Origin of the sequence: Paraburkholderia sp. BL9I2N2 (assembly GCF_004339745.1) — a bacterium.
Taxonomy (GTDB): Bacteria; Pseudomonadota; Gammaproteobacteria; order Burkholderiales; family Burkholderiaceae; genus Paraburkholderia.
In genome coordinates, this window is sequence record NZ_SMGP01000002.1 from 1073048 (window position 1) to 1092393 (window position 19346).

Here is a 19346-nt window from a genome sequence, read left to right on the forward strand (position 1 = left end):
GCCTCTCCGGCGGCATACCTTTGCCCGTTGCGCGCGGACGCGCGCTCGCTCAATCTTTATGGGCGAGCGGCGTCGTCCGTCATGGACATGGTCAGGCCGTTGTTCGAACATTCGCGCCGGGGAAATTGCAGCCAGAAACGGGTGCTGACATGAGGCCGGCTTTCGCACCCGCACTGTCCTGCGTGGCCGTTCATGATCGACTTCACGATTGCAAGACCCAGCCCCGTGCCCGAGGCCGAACCGTGCCGCGACGGGTCGACACGATAGAACCGCTCGAATATGCGCTCGATATGTCGAGCGTCGATTCCCGCTCCCGAGTCCGACACGCTCAGCGTGGTCGAACCCGGCTCCTGCTTGCAGTCGATGGTAATGGCGCTGCCTTGCGGCGCCTGCACGAGCGCGTTCGACAGCAGATTGCTGAGCGCGCGTTGAAAGAGCAGCAGATCGGCCTGCACGGTACCCTCGCCCGTCACCTCGATCGTGACCTGCGCATCTTCGGCCATGGTCTCGTAGTAGCCGGCGACGCGTTCGGCCTCCGCAACCGCGTCGAGCGAACGCAAGGACAGCGGCGCGTCAGCCTGATCGGAGCGCGCGAGGAAAAGCATGTCTTCGATCATGCGCGACAGTCGCTGATACTCGTCCACGCTCGATTCGATCACGTCCCGATAGTCTTCCGCGCTCCGGCGCTGTGACAGCGCCACTTGAGCCGCGGCGAGCAGATTGGTGAGCGGCGTGCGCATGTCGTGGGCAAGATTGGAGGAGAACTGGCTCAGCCTGGTGAACGATTCGTCGAGCCGCGCCAGCATGCCGTTAAAGGCGTGCTCCAGTTCCTTCAACTCGCCCGACGCTTCCAGTTCTGGCAGAGGCAGCGCCAGGCGGCTTGTCGACATCTCCTCTGCCCGCGCCACCAGCCTGCGCAGCGGAAGCAGGCCCAGCATGGCGATACCGTACGCAAACGCGGCGGCGAGCACCACGCCTAATACTTCAATGACCACCGCGGTGTACGCATACGCGCGCAACAGAGCCTGATCACTGGTTCCATCGTACTGAACGGCGACGCGCACCAACGGCCCGATTCCGTCATTGAGCGGCACGCTTTCCACCAGGTATCGAAGATTCGAACCGGTGGGCGCGAGATTCACGGCCGCACCGCTCGCCCCGGTTGCGGGAATCGGCGCGTAGGGCCGAAACCCCAAGGTGCTCGACAGGCGCTGCCCCGTCGTATCGTAGATGGCGAGCGCCAGGTTCGGGTGCCCATGCAACAGGTCGATCCACGTCTCCGCATTGCCGGCAATGCCATCGGCATTCTGGATCCCCGCCAGATGCGTGCGCAACGCCGCCATCGTGCCGGCCATATGCTCGATCGAGGTCGACTCGAGGCGGCTGCGCAGCGCCTCATATAGCGCGAAGCCGCTCAACGCGAGGATCGCCGACGTCGACAGAATGATGAGAGCAGTGAGCCTCGCCCGCAGCGTTCGCGGCACCACGCGCCTGATCAATTGCCGCTGTCCCGGTTTTCCAGCACGTAGCCCATGCCTCTCACGGTGTGAATGAGCTTGGGTTCGTAGGCGTCGTCGACCTTGGAGCGCAACCGCCTGATTGCCGAATCCACCACGTTCGTGTCGCTATTGAAGTTCATGTCCCACACCTGCGAAGCGATCGTGGCGCGGGGCAGGATTTCGCCTTCCTTGCGCATGAGCAGCCACAGCAGCGTGAACTCCTTGGCCGTCAGCAGGATCACGTCGCCCTGACGGGTTGCCTTGCGCCGCGTCAGATCCAGCTCGAGATCCGCGACCTTCAGCGAGGTGGATTCACGTGGCTTGCCGCGCCGCAGGATCGACCGCACGCGCGCGATCAGCTCGACGAAGTCGAACGGTTTCGCGAGGTAGTCGTCGGCGCCGAGCTCCAGTCCCTTGACGCGATCCCCAACGTCGTCGCGCGCGGTGAGAAAGAGCACGGGCGTGAGCCGCGTGCGGCGAAGGTTTTGCAGCAACGTCCAACCGTCCTGTCCCGGCAGCATGACGTCGAGGATCAGCAGGTCGTAGTCTTCCGTCTCCGCCTGATGCTGGCCCGTGACGCCGTCTTCCGCCCAATCGACAACATATCCCGCCTCCGATAGCCCCTTGCGAAGATAGGCGCCGGTCTTCGGCTCGTCTTCCACTAACAAAATCCGCATTCACACTACCTCGAAAAAATGCCGAACCGGCGCAGTAGCTGGCCGGGCGAAGTTCTCGCCAGCCGGCTCAGGGCAGCAGCGCGCCATGACGACGAATGAGCGGCCCGGTACAGCACGGGCAAAACCAGCAGCGTCAGCGCCGTGGACGACAGGATGCCACCAATGACCACCGTTGCCAGCGGCCGCTGCACTTCCGAGCCCGTGCCGGTGGCGAATGCCATCGGCAAAAAGCCGAGCGACGCGACGAGCGCCGTCATCAGGACCGGCCGCAGCCGCGTCAGGGCGCCCTCACGGACAGCCGCGTCCAGTTCGGTGCCCTCATCGCGCAGATTTCGAATAAAGGAAATCATGACGAGCCCGTTCAGCACCGCGACACCCGACAGCGCAATGAAACCGATCGCCGCCGTAATGGAAAGCGGGATGTCCCTCAACCACAACGACAGCACGCCGCCGCTCAATGCGAACGGAATGCCCGTGAACACCAGCAAGCCATCCTTAGCATTATTAAACATGATGAACAGCAGGACAAACACCATGAAGAGCGACAGCGGCACGACCAGCTTCAGGCGCTCGGTCGCGCTTTGCAACTGCTCGAACTGTCCGCCCCACGACAACCAGTAACCCGAGGGCACCTGAACGTCCTGACGGATCTGCTCGCGCGCGTCCGCCACGAAAGAGCCGACATCGCGTCCGCGCACATTCGCGCTCACCACGACGCGCCGCTTGCCGTCTTCGCGGCTGATCTGGTTGGGACCAGGGGCGACGTCGACGGTGGCCAGTTCGGCGAGCGGCACATAAGGCGCCTGCGCGAGCGGCGCGCCGCCGCTCACCGGCGCGGGGAATGGCAACGCAATCGGCAGGCGCTTGATCGCTTCGATATCCGAGCGAAGTTCGTCCGGCAAGCGCACGACGATATCGAAGCGCCGGTCGCCCTGAAACAGCGTGCCGGTTTTCTGCCCGCCGACCGCCGCCGCGACCGTGTCCTGAATGTCACCGACCGTGACGCCGTAGCGCGCCAGCTTGTCCCGGTCCACGTTGATGGTGAGAACCGGCAAACCGCTGGTTTGTTCCATCTTCACTTCCGAAGCGCCCGGCACTTTCTGCAATGCCGCCGCGATCTTCTCGCCCGTGCCGCTGAGCACCGCCATGTCGTCGCCGAAGAGCTTCACCGCCACGTCGCTGCGTACGCCGGAGATCAATTCGTTGAAGCGCAGTTGAATCGGCTGGGAGAACTCGTAGCTATTGCCAGGCAGTTCAGCGAGCACCGCTTCGATTTCCTCGACGAGTTTCGCGCGCGACTTGTTCGGGTCCGGCCACGTGTCCGTCGGCTTGAGCATGATGTAGCCGTCGGACAGATTGGGCGGCATCGGGTCCGCGGCGATTTCCGCCGTCCCCGTGCGGGCAAACACGCGCTCGATCTCCGCGAACCGTTGCTTCAACGTTTTCTCAATAGACTTTTGCATGCTGACCGATTGGGACAGACTCGTGCCCGGAATACGCAATGCGGCCACCGCCAGGTCGCCCTCGTTCAGACTCGGGACGAACTCGCTGCCGAGTCGCGCCGCCAGACCGATGCTCAGCGTGACGATCAGCGCCGCGCCGGCGAACACGCGTTTCGGGCGCGTCATGAAAGCGGTGAGCAGCGGCTCATAGGCTTGCCTCGCCCAGCCCATCAAGCGGTTTTCCTTTTCCTCGACGCGCTTGCCGATGAACAGCGCCACCGCGGCGGGAATGAAGGTGACCGTCAACACCATCGCGGCAGCCAGCGCCATCACGACCGTGACCGCCATCGGGTGAAACATTTTTGCCTCGACGCCGGTGAGCGCGAGGATCGGCAGATAGACCACCATGATGATCAATTGACCGAATATCAGGGCGCGGCGCGCTTCCTGCGACGCGCCGAAGACTTCGGCGAAACGCTCCTCGCGGGTCAACGGCCGCCCGGCGAGCGTCTGTGCGTGAGCAAGGCGCCTCACGCAGTTTTCGACGATCACCACCGCGCCGTCGACGATGATCCCGAAGTCGAGTGCGCCCAGACTCATGAGGTTGGCGCTCACCTTCGCATTGACCATGCCGGTGAAGGTCATCAGCATCGACAGCGGAATGACGAGCGCCGTGATCAGCGCCGCGCGCATGTTGCCGAGAAAGAGGAACAGCACGACGATCACGAGCACCGCGCCTTCGAGCAGGTTCTTCTTCACTGTCTGCACGGCTTTCTCGACCAGCACGGTGCGGTCGTACACGGGAATCGCGCGCACACCTGGTGGCAAGGTACGGTTGACGTCTTCCATCTTGACGGAGACCGCCTTGGCGACCGTGCGGCTGTTCTCTCCGATCAGCATGAACACGGTGCCGAGCACGACCTCTTCGCCGTTCGACGTCGCGGCGCCCGTGCGCAATTCACGGCCCATGTCCACCTGTCCGACGTCCTTGATGCGAACCGGCACGCCGCCCACGTTGGTGAGCACGACATTGGCGATGTCTTCGACCGAGCGGGCCTGGCCTGGCACGCGCACGAGATACTGCTCGCCGCGTTTTTCGATGTAGCCCGCGCCGACATTCGCATTGTTGCGGTCGATCGCGCGCACCACGTCCGCGAGCGTCAGGCCGTATGACATGAGCTTGGCGGGATTCGGCGCGACCCGGAACTCCTTCACGAAGCCGCCGATGGAATTCACCTCAGTGACGCCCGGCACGTTGCGAAGCTGCGGCTTCACGACCCAGTCCTGGAGCTCGCGCAAATCCGCGGGCGTGTAGCGGGCTCCGTCCGGCTTGACGGCAGACGCGTCGGCCTCCACCGTCCACAGATAAATCTCGCCGAGCCCCGTGGAGGTCGGCCCCATCGCCGGCGTCGCGCCGGGCGGCAGCTTGTCCTTGGCTTCCTGAATCCGCTCGTTGACGAGCTGACGCGCGAAGTAGATGTCGGTGCCGTCCTTGAAGATCACCGTGACCTGAGAGAGCCCGTAGCGGGAGATGGAGCGCGTCTGCGCCAGATTGGGAAGACCGGCCATTGCGGTCTCCACCGGATAGGTGATGCGCTGCTCGGCTTCGAGCGGCGAATAACCCGGCGCCGAAGTGTTGATTTGCACCTGAACGTTGGTGATGTCGGGCACGGCGTCGATGGGCAGCTTCTGATAGCTGTACACGCCCCATCCCGCGACCGCGGCAACGGCCAGCATGACCAGCCAGCGGTGCGCGATGGCGAAGCGAATCAGTCTTTCAAACATGCGGAGGGTCCTTGGAAACCGAGGCTCGGGAAAGCGGTCTGCTTAGGGCAAGTCATCGCAGGTCATGACGCGTTCATGGCGTCGGGGCGTCAGTGTTCCTCGACACTGCCCTTCCCGAGTTCAGCCTTGAGGACGAAACTGTTCGCGGTGACATACTTCTGGCCCGGCAAAAGTCCTTTCACCACTTCGACGACCTTGTCGTCACGGCGCCCCGTCTCGACCGCCTGAGCGACAAAGCCTTTGGGCGACTGCACGAAGACGGCGGGTGCGCCGTCTATCTCCTGCAGCGCGTCGCTCGCCACCGCGAGCGGCACGCTTTGTTTGCCGACATCCACCGACACATTGACGAACATGCCCGGCCGCCACGCGCCATCGGGATTCGGCAGCACCACCCGCGCCGGCGCGGTGCGGGTTTGCTCGCCGAGCAGCGCGCCGACGTAGGCAATCGGACCGCTCGACTTCGAGTCGAACGCGGTGGCGCTGACCGTGGCTTCGCGGCCGACACGCACATCGTTCAGGCGGTGCGCCGGCACCGCCATTTCGGCCCACACAGACGAGAGGTCCGAGAGAATAAAGACCTTGGCATCCGCCGCGATCGCCTCGCCGGGTGTCGCGTGCTTCTCGACCAGCGTTCCGGCAAACGGCGCGCGCAATTCGTAACGGTTCAACGCGCCGGCCGATAGCGGGGCATTCAGCGCGGCGAGCTTCGCGCGGGCGTTCTGCGTGGAGATCTCGGCTTCGCGTACCTGCACCTGCGCCTGGAGATAGTCCTGCTCGGCCGAGATGCGCTCCCGCCAGAGCGTCTTTTCGCGTTCGTACGATGTTCGTGCGGCCGCGAGCCGGCGCTCCGCGCTCAGCAATTCGCTTCTGCGATCGGCTAGATCGGTGCTGGCGATGACCGCCAGCACTTGCCCCTTCGCGACTTTCTCGCCGATCGAAACATTGACTCGCTCGACGATGCCCGCTACACGCGGCACGACATGGGCCGTGCGATCCTCATTGAATCTGATCTCGCCAGGAAGCTGGAATGTCGTGAGAATCTGCGCGGGACCGACGCGATCGAGGCGAATCTGCGCCGCCTCGATTTGCGCCGCACTGAGCGCGATTGCACCATCGGCCCGCGAGAACACGAACGATGCGGATTGTCCGCGCCACTTGAGATGGATGAATGCGTCGAAGACGTGAGGCTTCGCGATGGGTTCGGCGGACATCAGCTTCTGACCTGCCGACGCGAATTGCAATGGCTGCATCGAACCGTCGTAACGCGTAATGGAACCCGACACGGTCAGGTCCTTGTCCGCGGGTTTGCCGTCGACGAAAGGATAGACGACGAGCCGCGCGTCCCCCGGCTTCTCGGACAGGACGACTTCGACCGTCAGCGCACCGTCTCTGAACACGGTGCCGCCGTGCTGGCCGGACGAATCCTGCGCGCTTGCCGATGCTTCGACGCCGCCTGAGGTATCTCCAGTATTCGACGACACCCGCGTCAGCGCGAACACGGCGAGCGCGACGCTCACGCCGCTGAGGGTCACCGCAGTGGCGACGATGAGTTTTCTGCGCAGCATGAAAATCCTTCAAGGTAGACGGGACGCACTGTTGCGAAGCGGGACACCGACAAGCCGGCCGATTTCGGCGTAGGCCAGGTGCGCATCGGTCAATGCCTGGACGTATTGCGACTGGCCCTGAAACAGCGTGCGCTGCGCATCCAGGACATCGAGAAAGCCAAACTTGCCGAGCTCATAACCGCGCGACATTGCGTCGAGCGCCTCGCGCGCGGCCGGCAGGACATCGGTTTTCAGGCGCCGCGCCTCCAGGCTCGATCGCTCGTAATTGGCGTACGCCTGAGTCAGCTCCAGTTGCAGGCGCGCCTTTTCACTGTCGAAGTCGGCGCTTGCCTTCTCGGCTTTGTGAACCGATTCGAGCAGCGCGCCTTTGTTGGTGTCGAAAAGCGGAAGCGGAATGGAGATGCCGACCACGGCCTGGTTGTCGGGCACCGCGCCGGTCACGACCCGCTTCAAGCCCGCGCTGAACGTGATGTCCGGAATGCGCTTCGCGCGCTCGACGGCAATGGCGGCGTTGCTCCGCAACCTCTCGGCCTTCGCGGCGCGCGCAAGCGGCGCGTCGATCAGTTGAGGCAATAGTTCGGCAAGCGGTTCGATCGCCGGCACGCTTTCGATATCGCCGGTCGCGGGGCGTCCTCGCACGAGCGGACTGCCCGTCACGTTGGCGAGTTTTTCCGCGGCAATGGTCAGCCGCGAGGCGGCGTTGGCCTGCTCGATCTGAACGCCGGTGGCGGCGACCCGCGCTTTGGTCGCCTCGACCGGCGACACCTTGCCCGCGCGCGCGCGTTTCTCCGCCAGTTCCGCGGACCTCGCCGCGATGTCGGCTGATTCCCGCGCGACCTGCAACTGGCGCTGAGCCGCGAGCATTCCGTAAAACGCGGCAATGACGTCTGAGCGCAAGGCCGCGCCGCGCGCATCGAGCGATGCGAGCGCCACCTCGCGTCCATACGAAGCGACGTCGAGGCGCGCCTGACGCTTGCCGCCGAGTTCGACGGTCTGATTGACGAGTGCCGTCGACGTGCGTTCCGTGCGGCCGAACCCCTCCTGCAGCAGCGAGATCTGCGGATTGGGTCGGGCGCCCGCCTGCATGAACGTGCCGCGCGATGCATCGGCGTCGGCGCGCGCGCCGCGCAGCAGCGGGTTGTTCTCGGCGGCGATGCCGAGCGCTTCATCGAGCGGCAAGGCGGCGCCGTCGGACGGCGCGGCCAGCGCGGTCGATGGCGAAGGCCGATTGCCTTCCACGAGCGCCGCGTCGGCTTGCGCAAAGGCCGGATTCACCGCAGCGATCGCAAGTACGGCAGCAAGGTTGCGGGTAAGCATGGATGCGTAATGTGTTGACGAGGTGCGACCGATGCTACGGCGCTGCCGCAGTGCCAACATGGCGGAAAAATGAGATTTTTGTCATCTTCGGCAAGCGGCGCGGGCGGCAGCGGCGGCACAACGGCGCGTCACGGCTAAAAAAACGCCAGCCTTGTCATAATGATTGCCCCAACCCCAAACCCAGCCCACTCCACGGAGCCCAATGAATCATCCAACCGCGCAGCCCTCCACCGCCACCGTCCGCCGCGTCGCCTTTCTCGGCCTCGGCGTGATGGGCTATCCCATGGCCGGCCATCTCGCGAAAGCGGGCCTCGACGTGACCGTGTACAACCGCACGGCGTCGAAGGCGCAGCAATGGGTATCCGAGTACGGCGGCCGGGCCGCGAACACGCCGCGTGAAGCGGCGAACGGCGCCGACCTGATCCTCGCGTGCGTCGGCAACGACGACGATCTGCGCAGCATCACGCTCGGCGATACCGGTGCGTTCGCGGCATGGCGCCCAATACCGCGTTCGTCGATCACACGGCGGCGTCGGCGAACGTCGCGCGCGAGCTAGCGGAAGTCGCGCGCCAGAAAGGTCTGCATTTCATCGACGCGCCCGTGTCGGGCGGCGAATCCGGCGCGCAGAACGGCAAGCTGACGATCATGTGCGGCGGCGAGGCCGCCGTCTTCGAGCAGGCATCACCGGTCCTTGCGCACTACGCCGCGGCCGTCACGCTGATCGGGGCCGTCGGCGCCGGGCAACTGGCGAAGATGGTCAACCAGATCTGCATCGCCGGCATGGTGCAAGGACTGTCTGAGGCGATCAACTTCGGCCAGCTCGCGGGCCTCGACATGCCGCTGGTGCTACAAGTGATCGGCAAGGGCGCGGCGGCCAGCTGGCAGATGGACAATCGCGGCAAGACCATGCTCGACGGCAAGTTCGATTACGGCTTTGCCGTCGACTGGATGCGCAAGGACCTCGGCTTCTGTCTCGACGAAGCGAAGCGCAATGGCGCGTCGTTGCCGGTGACGGCGCTCGTCGATCAGTTTTATGCGGACGTGCAGGCGCTCGGCGGCAATCGGTTCGATACGTCGAGCCTGATCTGGCGCTTGCGGGCCCTCAAGGCGGCGCAATAACAGCGGCGGGCGCTGCATACGCGCCCGCCTTGCATGACTCGCGTCACTTACGCATTTGTGCCGCTTGCGTCACTCGTATCACTTGCGCCACCGCAACGGCCGGCGCAAGTGATGGCGCTCCAGCCGCACCGCCGCTCCGGCGTGCAGGAAAGACGGCATGCCGCCCAACTCGACGCCGGCGGCGCGCTCGCGTTCTTCATCGGCCTCGACTGTCTTGCTGGTGTCGATGAAGAGCGCCGCCAGCATACCGACCGCGAGCAGCCCCGCGGAGATATTGAACGGCACGTTGTAGCTGCCGGTCTTCTCGATCAGATAGCCGAACACCACCGGCGACACCATCCCCGCCACGCCGAAGCCCGTGTTCATCATGCCGCCGGCCGTGCCCGCATACTTGCCGGCGATGTCGAGCGGCAACGTCCACAGCACAGGGTTGGTGATTTCGAGGAAGAAGAACGAAGCCGACAGGAACCACACGGCCGTGAGCGGATCGGTGGCGGACACCATCGGCAGCAGAAACACCAGCGAGCCGCCCATGCCCACCACCAGCACCGCACAGCGCGCGAAGCGCAGGCGGCCCGTGATCTTGAAGAGCTTGTCCGACACGACACCGCCGAGCGTGTCGCCGACCACGCCCGCGAGCAACGGCAGCGCGGTGAAGAGCGCCAGTTGCTTGAGATCGAATCCGCGCGACTCGCGCAGATAGGACGGCAACCAGGTTAGATACACCCACAGCAACCAGCCATAGCAGAAGTCGACGAACGTGACGAGCCACATGCGGCGCACCAGTTTGCGCCACGGCGTGGCCGCATGTTTGGCGCGGTCGCAATCGCCGGCGCGGTAGCCGATCTCCGCGGTTTCCTCGGCCGTGATGCGTCGGTTCTGTTCCGGCGAATTCGTGAATACGAAGAGGTAGAGCACGGTCCACGCGAGGCTCCCGATGCCGAGCAGGATGAACGCGTCGCGCCAGCCGCCGGTCGCCACCACGGCCAGCACGAGCGGCGGCGTGATCGCGCCGCCCAGGCGCGCGAAACTGTGCGTGATGCCTTGCGCGAAGCCGCGCTCGGCTACAGGCATCCAGTAAGTGAAGGCGCGCGTCGCGGTAGGAAACGCGCCGCCTTCGCCAATGCCGAGCGCGAAGCGCATCACGACCAGCATGGTGACGCTGCCCGCGAAACCGGTGGCGAGCGTCGCCACGCCCCAGATCAGCGATAGCACCGTGAGCACCAGTTTCGGCCCGTACTTGTCGGCGAGCCAGCCGCCGATAATCTGCATCGCCGCATACGGATAAGCAAAGGCCGAGAACACCAGGCCGAGCTGAACGGTCGTGAGGCCCATCTCGTGACGAATCAACGGGCCGGCCACGGCAATGTTCACGCGATCGATGTACGAAATGAAGTACATCAGGCACATGACCGCCAGGATGATATGGCGTGTCTTGACACGCCGGATACGCGTTTCCATGCTGTCTCCTATCTCTTTTATGTATCGACGACGGCCGCGAGCGGCCGCCCGATTTACCGGACTGCGACTGCCTGCCTGTCTCCGCCCGCGCCTTGCCCGCTCGCGAGCGGCACCGCGTCAGGTGGGCACCAGCTTGAGCCGCTGCACCTTGCCGGAAGGTCCGCGCGGCAGTTCATCGACGAAACGGAATTCTTTCGGCGTCTTGTAGCGCCCGAGTTCGCGCACGCAGTGCTCGCGCAGATCCGCCGGGTCGGGCGCGCTGCGTCCCTCGCTCGTGCGCGCCACCACGAAAGCGACGATCTCCTGGCCGTATGCCGCATCGGGCACGCCGACCGCCGCCGCGTCCAGCACATCGGGATGACGCAACAACGCTTCGTCGATTTCGCGCGGCGCAATGTTCTCGCCGCCCTTGATGATCAGTTCCTTGGCGCGGCCGTTGATGTAGAAGTAGCCGTCCTGGTCGCGATAACCGAGGTCGCCAGTGCGCAGCCAGCCGTCCGGCGTGAAGGCGGCGGCCGTTTCCTCGGGCCGCTTGTAATAGCCGCCCATCACCTGCTCGCCGCGCAACACCAGTTCGCCGCATTCGTTGGCGGCGCATTCGCGCCCTTCACGGTCGATCACGCGGGCCTCGCCGCCCGAAGGCAGACCGATGCTGCCGACGCGCCGCCGGTTCATCTCATACGGATTGCTAAAAACCGGCGCGGCGGTTTCCGTCATGCCCATGGTTTCGATCACGCCGATTCCGAAACGCGCTTCGAACGCGCGATGATGATCGGCGGGCAATGCGGCCGACGCGCTGCGGCAAAACTTCAGCGCCGACAGATCGTAGGTGCAGGCTTCGTCGGCATTGAGCAGATAGGCGACGATCGTCGGCACCACGTTGATCCACGTGCAGGCATGAAGCGCGACGTCGCGCCAGAACGTGCGGGCGGAGAAGCGCGATGTCATCACCGCCGAGCCGCCATGGAACAGCGGCGCGAGCAGCGTCACCACCAGACCGTTGATGTGATAGAGCGGCAACGACGCGAGCACGCGATCGTCCGACGTCAGCCGGTGCTCGGCGCTGATGTTGCGCGCGTTCGCCATTAGATTGCGATGCGTCAGCAGGACGCCTTTGGGCGTGCCCGTCGTGCCCGAGGTGTACATCAGCAATGCGACGTCGTCTGCTGTGGGCCCGTGCGCCGTTGCGGCATCCGCTGTGTGCCGCGGCGCGCGGCCGCGCTTCGCGAGCGCTGGCGCGGCGGCAGCGTTCGCGCCATGTGCCGCGGTTTCGGCCAAAGCAGGTTCACGCTTTGCGAGCGAAGGCGGTTCGGCATCGTCCGGTTCGGTCTGGATCAGCGCGATCTCGCGCGTCAAGCCTGCAGCTCGCAATTCGGCCACGGCCGTGCCGATCACCGCCTGCGTGTCGCGCGCGGTGAAGATCATCCGCGTATCGGAATGGTCGACGATATAGCGCACCTGCGAGGGCTGACACAAAAGATTGAGCGGATTGGCGACCAGCCCGCTGTACATGGCCGCAAGCAACAGACGGGCCGTCTGGATTCCATTGCCCATGAACACGGAAATCACATCGCCCGGCCGCAGGCCGGCTTCCCTGAAGCGTGTCTCGATCACTCGGCAGTCGTCGCGCAGTTCGCGAAACGTCAGCACGGTCGCGCGCCGGTCAGGGACCGCCGTTTCATCGTCGTCGAGTGCGGCCAGCAGGAAGGGCTTGTCAGGATGCTGCGCGGCGCGCTCGTCGATCAGCGCGCGAAGGGTGGTGGGCGTGTTCATCGACCGTACCTCGCGAAGAAATCGCCGAGCAATTCGTCCGTTTCCGGCACGCGCTCTTCGATTGGGTACGCGACCCGCGTGGTGTTCAGATAGTGGCGGAAGCCCAGATTGCCCGAGAAGTTGTTGCGGCCCCACGTGCCACAGCCCATCGACAGCGAAAACGGCAGGCCGTTGTCGAAGTTGCCGCCGGTCGCGAGGCAATGCGCCTGATTCACGATCACACGCGCGACCGGCAATGTCACGCCAAGCTGAACCGCTTGCGCGGTATCCGTCGAATGCAGTCCGACCGAATGGCCCGCGCCCATGTACGCGTAGATGCCGCGCACCACGTCGGCCGCGGCAGCGAAATCGGCGGCACGATACACGGCGAGCACCGGCGCGAGTTTCTCTCCGGAAAACGGATAGTCGCTGCCCGCGCCGCTCTCTTCCACCATCAGGAAAGCGGGGTGGCGCGCGGCGACCTCATCCAGACCCGCCACGCGTGCGATCACCTCGGCGGACTTCGCCGTGCACTGCTCCGAGAGCTTGCCATTGACCCACATCACCTGTTGCAAGCGGGCCTTCTGCGCGGCGTCGAGGAGTACGCCGCCGCACGCGGTCAGTTCGGCCAGCATCGGCTGATAGACAGCGCCTTCGATCACGACGCTGTTTTCTGACGAGCAGCTCGTCGCGTTGTCGAAAGTTTTTGAGCGCAGGATCTTGCGCGCCGCATCATGCAGATCGGCGGACGCCGTGACGATCGAAGCGACATTGCCCGCGCCCACGCCGAACGCGGGCGTGCCGCTCGCATACGCCATGCGCACGTTCGCCTGCGAGCCGGTGGCGACGACCAGATCGCACTGCCGCATCAATGCGGCGGTCGCCGCCTTGCTGATCGGCGCAGGCAGCATCTGCACGAGGTCCGGATCGATACCGGCTTTGGCGAATTGCGCGTGAATGAACTCGACCAACAACGCGCAAGACGAGTAACCTTTGGGGGACGGCGCGACGATTACTGCATTGCCGCATTTGAGCGCGTTGATGATCTTGTTGGCCGGTGTCGCCGCCGGATTGGTCGACGGCGTGATCGCCGCCACCACGCCCACTGCGCGCGCGATCTCGACGATGCCGCTCGCCCTGTCTTCCGCGATTACGCCGGTGGTCTTCTGTCCGTGCAGGTCGCGCAGCAAGCCGAGCGTTTTGCGATAGTTCTTGCGGAACTTGTCGTCGGCGTTGCCGAGACCCGTATCGTGCACGGCGCGTTCCGCCAGTTGCCGGTTGCGCTCCGGCTCCATGATGGCCCACGCGGCGGCGTCGGCGGCGGTATCGAGCGCCTGTTGTCCCGCATTCTCGAAAGCGCGCTGCGCCGCGCGCGCTTTCGCAACGAGCGTGGCGACGATGCGCTCGGCTTCGCCGTCCGCATGGTGGCCCGCGATTTCGGCTCCTGTGGCCCTGACGTTCATATGGATTCGCTCCGCGTGAATGAATTGATTGCAGTGCTATCAATCTAGCCAGCCGCGCTTAGGGCGAAGTCCCGTTTTTCGAGCTATCCATTGCAGTGCGTTTGCCAGCATCGGAAAACGCAAAATTCGGTACTTTCCATAGTCCCGAAAAGCAATGAAGTCGATGCAAAATCAACGCTGTGAATACGCTGGCGAGGGAGTGGGATGTCGACGTCAAACCAGTCGAATGCAGCTGCAGTGCGCGCGTTTCGCGTACTCGAAACGCTTGCCGAAGCGGGCGGCCCGCTTTCGATGACGGAGCTCGTCAATGCGCTCGGCCTGCCCAAGCAGACCGTCCACCGGATCCTCGTGCAACTGATGGACGCGTGGCTCGTCACGCGCGGCGCGGGCGATCGTCTTTACGAATGTTCGCCACGTGTGCGCATGCTCGCGGTCAATGTGCTGATGCATGCGGGGCCGGCCGCCGCGCGCCACGTGCTGCTCGAACAGCTGGTGGCGAAAATCGGCGAGACCTGCAATCTGACCATGCTCTCCGGCAACGATGTCGTCTACGTGGACCGCGTCGAAACCGAATGGCCGCTGCGCATGCATTTGCAACCGGGTTCGCATGTGCCGCTGCATTGCTCGGCGAGCGGCAAGCTCCTGCTGAGCTTTCTGCCGAAGGACAGACGCGAACGCGTGATCGAGACGCTGCCGCTGCGCGGTTATTCGGAACGGACAATCACCGATCGCGACGCGTTGCGCAAGGAACTGACCACCACGCGGCGGCGGCTTCTCGCGATCAACAACCAGGAACATCTGCAAGGGCTGATCGCGATTGCGGTGCCTGTCATGCTGGATCGCAATCGCGCCTGCGCGGCGATTGCCGTGCAGGCGCCGGTGGGCAGAGTCACGCTCGACGATCTGCTCGCCTTCGTGCCTGACTTGCGCCACGCGGCGGAAGAGACAGCGAAGACGTTTCGGGAATGACGCGGCGCGAGGCCGCGCGAGCCTGGCCGTGGCGAGAAACGCGCTTTAATGAGCGGCGCGCTGCATCACGCCGCGCACCGCGCTTCTGCGATCCAAAGCAAACTGCAGACTCAGGACTGCGCATGCGCAACCGCATCGAACGCACCCGCCCGCTTCCTCTCGATCGCGCGCACCGACAGCGCCGATATCAATGCCGAGAACAGCACGTACGCGCACACCGTCCACGGTTTGCCGCCGTTCAGCCGCATCAGGATCGTCGCAATGATCGGCGTGAGTCCGCTCGCGAAGATGCCGGAGAACTGATACACGAACGAGATACCCGTATAGCGCACTTTGGCGTCGAACAGTTCGGCAAACAATGCCGCCTCAGGACCGTACACCATCGCGTAGAAAATGCCGAATGGCACCACGATGGCCGCCCAGATCAACAACGTGTTGGCCGGCTGCATTTCGATCAGCCAGAAAGCCGGAAACACCGACACGCCGCAAATCAGCGAGCCCCAGAAATACACGCGCGCGCGGCCGAGCTTATCTGACATGCTGCCGAACAGCGGGATGAAAAAGCACATCACGCCCGCCGCGATCATCACGCCGAGCAAGGCGTCGGTGCGGCTCATCGAGACATGTTGCGTAAGGTAGCCGATCGAAAACACGGCGAAGATGTTGAAGAACACGCCATCGATATAACGCGCGCCCATGCCGAGCATCACGGCGCCGCGATAGCGCGTGATCATGTCGACGAACGGAATCTTCGCTTCGCGCCGATTGCGTTTGAGCGCGAGGAATTCGGGCGTCTCCATCACTTTGGCGCGAATATACAGGCCGATCAGAACGAGACCGAGCGATGCGCCGAATGCGATCCGCCAGCCCCACGACAGAAAGGCCGCTTCGGGCAATAAGCGGGACAAGCCCGCGACCATCCCCGATGCGAGACATAGTCCGATCGACAAACCGATCTGCGGCAAACTCGCGTACAGGCCGCGCTGTTCAGGCGGCGCATATTCATACGCCATCAACACCGCGCCGCCCCATTCGCCGCCGAGCCCAATGCCCTGCAATACGCGCAGCGACAACAACAGGATCGGCGCCCAGATACCGATCTGGGCGTAGGTGGGAATGAACGCGACGCCAGCCGTCGAAATCCCCATGATGACGAGCGTCAGAATCAGCGCGGACTTGCGGCCGATCCGATCGCCGAAATGGCCGAATATCACGCCGCCGAGCGGCCGGGTCACGAAGCCCACCGCAAAGGTCGAATAGGCGAGCAGCGTCGACACGAGCGGATCGTTGGCGGGGAAATAGAGCTTGTTGAACACGATGCCGGCGACCACGCCGTAAAGAAAAAAGTCATACCATTCGACGGTTGCGCCGATCACACTGGCGAACGCAACGCGACGGATAGCGCGGGGATCGATTGCCATAGCAGCAGCTCCTCAATGGACGGCCATGCCGTGCGTGTCGATACGCACGGCCGGCCGGGAACCCCAGTTGTCTCCTCCGGGGCGGTTTATGTGCAGCCTCCAGGGCATCCATTCGCTGGCCGTCCCGTGACTGCGTATTGCGGCGGATAGTGCCCGCCGTTGTTTTGCACCTGCTACGTTATGCGGCCACTTTCGCCGCGGGCGTCGTCGCCACACCTCGATCGACGCCGCTTGCGTCGTGCAGAATCATGTCCGACGCTTTTTCAGCCACCATCACGATCGGCACATTGGTATTGCCCGACACGAGCGTCGGCATGATCGAGCAGTCGACCACGCGCAGCCCCTGGGTGCCGTACACGCGCAAACGTTCATCGACCACCGCGAGCGGATCGCCTGCCGCGCCCATCTTCGCTGTACCAGACGGGTGGAAAATTGTCTGTCCGTACTCCCGGCAGAAATCGAGCAGTTCGTCGTCGGTTTGCGCGTCCGCGCCTGGCCGCACCTCGCGTTTCATCAGCCCGTTCATCGGCTCAGCCGCCGCGACGCGACGCGCGAAACGCACGCCGGCGATGGTCGTGCGCCGGTCCAGATCCGTGTCCAGATAGTTCGGCTGGATGGACGGCGCCTCACGCGGATCGGCGCTGCGAATGCGCACCACGCCGCGCGATTCGGGGCGCAACTGACAGATCGAATACGTGCAGCCGGGAAAGTCGTGGACGTTGCCGCCCGCGGAGTCCGCCGACAAGGTCGAAAAATGGAACTGGATATCCGGTGTCGCCGACTCCTCCGGCAAGGCCCGGCAGAACATGCCGCCCTGGTTGATGCCGACCGCAAGCGGGCCGCTGCGCATCAGCGCCCATTGCAGGCCCATCTTCGCGCGCCCGGTCCATGAACGCAGTTGATCGTTGGTCGTGATCGGCTTCGTCACTTCATAGATCAGACGGATTTGCAGATGGTCCTGCAAGTTCTCGCCGACTCCCGCGCGGTTGGCCACCACGGGAATGCCGAACTCGCGCAGCAGCGCGGCCGGTCCCACGCCGGACAGTTGCAGCAACTGCGGAGACTGCAGCGCCCCGGCGGTCAGGATCACTTCACGATTGGCGCGCACTTCCCGCAGCTCGCCGTGTTGCCGGTACTGCACGCCGCAAGCGCGGGTGCCTTCGAACAGAATCTTCGAAGCCATCGCATCCGTTTCCACATGCAGGTTCTGGCGTTGCCGCGCGGGCTTCAGATAAGCGACGGCCGTCGAGCAGCGAAAGCCGCGGCGGGTAGTCAACTGGTAGTAGCCGACGCCCTCCTGATCGCCCGTGTTGAAGTCGTCGATGCTTGCCACGCCTAACGAGTTCGAAGCCGCGATAAACGCGTCGACCAGTTCATGGCGCTGCTTGATCGTCGAGGCCCACAGCGGTCCGTCGACACCGCGCGTCGGACCTTCGCCCAGTTCGTTGTGTTCCAGCCGCCTGAAGTACGGCAGGCAGTCTTTCCAGCCCCAGCCGCGATTGCCAAGGCGGGCCCAGTGGTCGTAATCGTCCTTCTGTCCGCGCACATAGATCAGACCGTTGATCGAACTGCTGCCACCCAGCGTGCGGCCGCGCGGCCAATAGAGCCGGCGATTGTGCATGTTCGGATCGGGATCGGTATAGAAACCCCAGTTGTAGACCGGGTGAAACATCGTCTTGCCATAGCCGATGGGGATATGAATCCACATGAAGCGATCGGCGGGGCCGGCTTCGAGTAGACATACCGAGTAGCGGCCGCCTTCGGAAAGCCGGTTCGCCAGCACGCAACCCGCCGATCCCGCGCCGACGACGACAAAGTCGAATCGGTCTGCCATGTGACCTGTCTCCTGCATGTTTTATAAAAAACGGTATGTTTCGTTGAAATTTATGTTCAGCCCGTTTCCTGTTCAAGAAATTCCCGCTACTATCGGCTCATCTGAAACAGAAACTGCGGTTTTTGTTTCACTTTTAGAAATGACCCGCCGGCCCGCGCGGCGTACGCGGACGCTGGACAGCCATTGATCGACAGCAAGGAAGCGTATGCAAGCACTCTGCTCGTCCCCACGCGGTGAACCTCTCGCCGAGGATTCACGGGCGCTGCGCGCATTGGCCGTGCTCGAACAACTCGCAGCCGCGGGTCAGCCGTTTTCGCTTTCGCAACTCTCGCTGCGCCTGCACATTCCCAAAGCGACGCTGATGCGGCTGATCGAATCGCTCGAAGCGCAGGGCTACGTGACGCATCTGCCCGATTCGCGCGGCACGGACCGCGGCATCACGCTGGGCCCGAAAGCGGCGCAGCTCGCACTTACCACGCTGTCCAACAACACCTTCGGCCGCGCCTGCCGTTCGCTGCTCCGCTCGCTGGTGGACACGCTCGGCGAAACCTGCAACCTCACCGCGCTGGATCACGACACTGTTCTCTATCTCGAGCGCGTGGAGACCACTGAACCGCTGCGCCTGCATCTGCAACCCGGTACGCGCGTGCCGTTGCATTGCACCGCGAGCGGCAAGCTGTTCCTGTCGCAGATGCCGCCGGCCGAGCGCCGTCCCGTGCTCGCGCGGCTGACGCTGGAGCGCAGAACGCAAGGCACGCTGACGGAACTGAATCTCCTCGAAGCCGAACTCGACCGGCTCGCCGTGCGCGGCATCGGCATCGACAACGAGGAGTTGGTGCGCGGCATGGTGGCGGTCGCGGTGCCGGTGCGCGATGCCAGCGACGGGCACGTGCTGGCCGCGCTGGCGATTCATGCGCCGACCGCGCGCGCGAGTCTGAACGACCTGCTGAAGGCCGTGCCGAAACTCAAGGACGCGGCGCTGAAGCTGGCTCCGCTGTTATCCGCCGGCCCTTCCACGGAGCATCCGTACCATGAGCGCTGA

General features: G+C 64.2%; 12 protein-coding genes and 1 pseudogene. 3 read left to right on the forward strand and 10 right to left on the reverse strand.

Translation table 11 applies throughout. From position 1 onward, the window contains the following. Positions 1–56: 56 nt before the first annotated feature. From B0G74_RS26725 to B0G74_RS26745, 5 genes are all read right to left on the reverse strand, one after another. Positions 57–1499: a heavy metal sensor histidine kinase gene (locus B0G74_RS26725; protein WP_132377948.1), complete on the reverse strand. Its 1443-nt coding sequence runs from the start codon at positions 1497–1499 to the stop codon at positions 57–59. Continuing rightward, a complete protein-coding gene (irlR, locus tag B0G74_RS26730) occupies positions 1496–2176 on the reverse strand; it encodes a heavy metal response regulator transcription factor IrlR (RefSeq protein WP_132377950.1) in 681 nt (226 codons plus the stop codon). The genes B0G74_RS26725 and irlR overlap by 4 nt, the downstream gene beginning before the upstream one ends. 5 nt (positions 2177–2181) lie before the next feature. Further along, a complete protein-coding gene (locus B0G74_RS26735) occupies positions 2182–5403 on the reverse strand; it encodes a CusA/CzcA family heavy metal efflux RND transporter (RefSeq protein WP_132377952.1) in 3222 nt (1073 codons plus the stop codon). A gap of 89 nt (positions 5404–5492) precedes the next feature. Continuing rightward, positions 5493–6968: an efflux RND transporter periplasmic adaptor subunit gene (locus B0G74_RS26740; RefSeq protein WP_132377954.1), complete on the reverse strand. Its 1476-nt coding sequence runs from the start codon at positions 6966–6968 to the stop codon at positions 5493–5495. Positions 6969–6977: 9 nt separating this feature from the next. After that, positions 6978–8285, reverse strand: a complete 1308-nt coding sequence (locus B0G74_RS26745) for a TolC family protein (protein ID WP_132377956.1) — start codon at positions 8283–8285, stop codon at positions 6978–6980. 202 nt (positions 8286–8487) lie between these two features. Here B0G74_RS26745 and B0G74_RS26750 point away from each other — a divergent pair. Further along, a pseudogene (locus tag B0G74_RS26750) lies at positions 8488–9404 on the forward strand (NAD(P)-dependent oxidoreductase). 78 nt (positions 9405–9482) lie between these two features. On the opposite strand, the gene B0G74_RS26755 reads toward B0G74_RS26750, so the two are convergent. The 3 genes from B0G74_RS26755 to B0G74_RS26765 form a co-directional block, all read right to left on the reverse strand. Continuing rightward, on the reverse strand, positions 9483–10865 hold the full coding sequence (locus tag B0G74_RS26755; RefSeq protein ID WP_132377958.1) for an MFS transporter: 1383 nt from the start codon (positions 10863–10865) through the stop codon (positions 9483–9485). Positions 10866–10982: 117 nt separating this feature from the next. Then, the gene (locus B0G74_RS26760; RefSeq protein WP_132377960.1) at positions 10983–12638 is read right to left on the reverse strand and encodes an AMP-binding protein; all 1656 of its coding nucleotides are present in this window, start codon (positions 12636–12638) and stop codon (positions 10983–10985) included. Then, positions 12635–14080 (reverse strand): aldehyde dehydrogenase family protein, encoded by a 1446-nt coding sequence (locus B0G74_RS26765; RefSeq protein WP_132377962.1) that lies wholly within the window; start codon positions 14078–14080, stop codon positions 12635–12637. The genes B0G74_RS26760 and B0G74_RS26765 overlap by 4 nt, the downstream gene beginning before the upstream one ends. Before the next feature lie 204 nt (positions 14081–14284). On the opposite strand from B0G74_RS26765, the gene B0G74_RS26770 reads away from it, so the two are divergent. Next, positions 14285–15049 (forward strand): IclR family transcriptional regulator, encoded by a 765-nt coding sequence (locus tag B0G74_RS26770; RefSeq protein WP_132377965.1) that lies wholly within the window; start codon positions 14285–14287, stop codon positions 15047–15049. 110 nt (positions 15050–15159) lie between these two features. Here the strand turns inward: B0G74_RS26770 and B0G74_RS26775 are convergent, their stop codons facing one another. Together B0G74_RS26775 and B0G74_RS26780 are read right to left on the reverse strand one after the other, a co-directional pair. Further along, on the reverse strand, positions 15160–16470 hold the full coding sequence (locus tag B0G74_RS26775; RefSeq protein ID WP_132377967.1) for an MFS transporter: 1311 nt from the start codon (positions 16468–16470) through the stop codon (positions 15160–15162). Positions 16471–16648: 178 nt separating this feature from the next. Further along, positions 16649–18304 carry a choline dehydrogenase gene (locus tag B0G74_RS26780; RefSeq protein ID WP_132377970.1) on the reverse strand — a complete coding sequence of 552 codons (1656 nt, stop codon included), beginning with the start codon at positions 18302–18304 and terminating at the stop codon, positions 16649–16651. A gap of 205 nt (positions 18305–18509) precedes the next feature. Between B0G74_RS26780 and B0G74_RS26785 the strand changes: the two genes are divergently transcribed. Then, positions 18510–19346: an IclR family transcriptional regulator gene (locus B0G74_RS26785; RefSeq protein ID WP_132377972.1), complete on the forward strand. Its 837-nt coding sequence runs from the start codon at positions 18510–18512 to the stop codon at positions 19344–19346.

What these genes read in the sequence shown, in the direction of transcription:
- B0G74_RS26785 (WP_132377972.1), top strand. Translation starts at nt 18,510, where the DNA reads ATGCAAGCACTCTGCTCGTCCCCACGCGGTGAACCTCTCGCCGAGGAT.
- B0G74_RS26765 (WP_132377962.1), bottom strand. Translation starts at nt 14,080, where the DNA reads ATGAACGTCAGGGCCACAGGAGCCGAAATCGCGGGCCACCATGCGGAC.
- B0G74_RS26735 (WP_132377952.1), bottom strand. Translation starts at nt 5,403, where the DNA reads ATGTTTGAAAGACTGATTCGCTTCGCCATCGCGCACCGCTGGCTGGTC.
- B0G74_RS26770 (WP_132377965.1), top strand. Translation starts at nt 14,285, where the DNA reads ATGTCGACGTCAAACCAGTCGAATGCAGCTGCAGTGCGCGCGTTTCGC.
- B0G74_RS26755 (WP_132377958.1), bottom strand. Translation starts at nt 10,865, where the DNA reads ATGGAAACGCGTATCCGGCGTGTCAAGACACGCCATATCATCCTGGCG.
- B0G74_RS26780 (WP_132377970.1), bottom strand. Translation starts at nt 18,304, where the DNA reads ATGGCAGACCGATTCGACTTTGTCGTCGTCGGCGCGGGATCGGCGGGT.
- B0G74_RS26745 (WP_132377956.1), bottom strand. Translation starts at nt 8,285, where the DNA reads ATGCTTACCCGCAACCTTGCTGCCGTACTTGCGATCGCTGCGGTGAAT.
- B0G74_RS26760 (WP_132377960.1), bottom strand. Translation starts at nt 12,638, where the DNA reads ATGAACACGCCCACCACCCTTCGCGCGCTGATCGACGAGCGCGCCGCG.
- B0G74_RS26775 (WP_132377967.1), bottom strand. Translation starts at nt 16,470, where the DNA reads ATGGCAATCGATCCCCGCGCTATCCGTCGCGTTGCGTTCGCCAGTGTG.
- irlR (WP_132377950.1), bottom strand. Translation starts at nt 2,176, where the DNA reads ATGCGGATTTTGTTAGTGGAAGACGAGCCGAAGACCGGCGCCTATCTT.
- B0G74_RS26740 (WP_132377954.1), bottom strand. Translation starts at nt 6,968, where the DNA reads ATGCTGCGCAGAAAACTCATCGTCGCCACTGCGGTGACCCTCAGCGGC.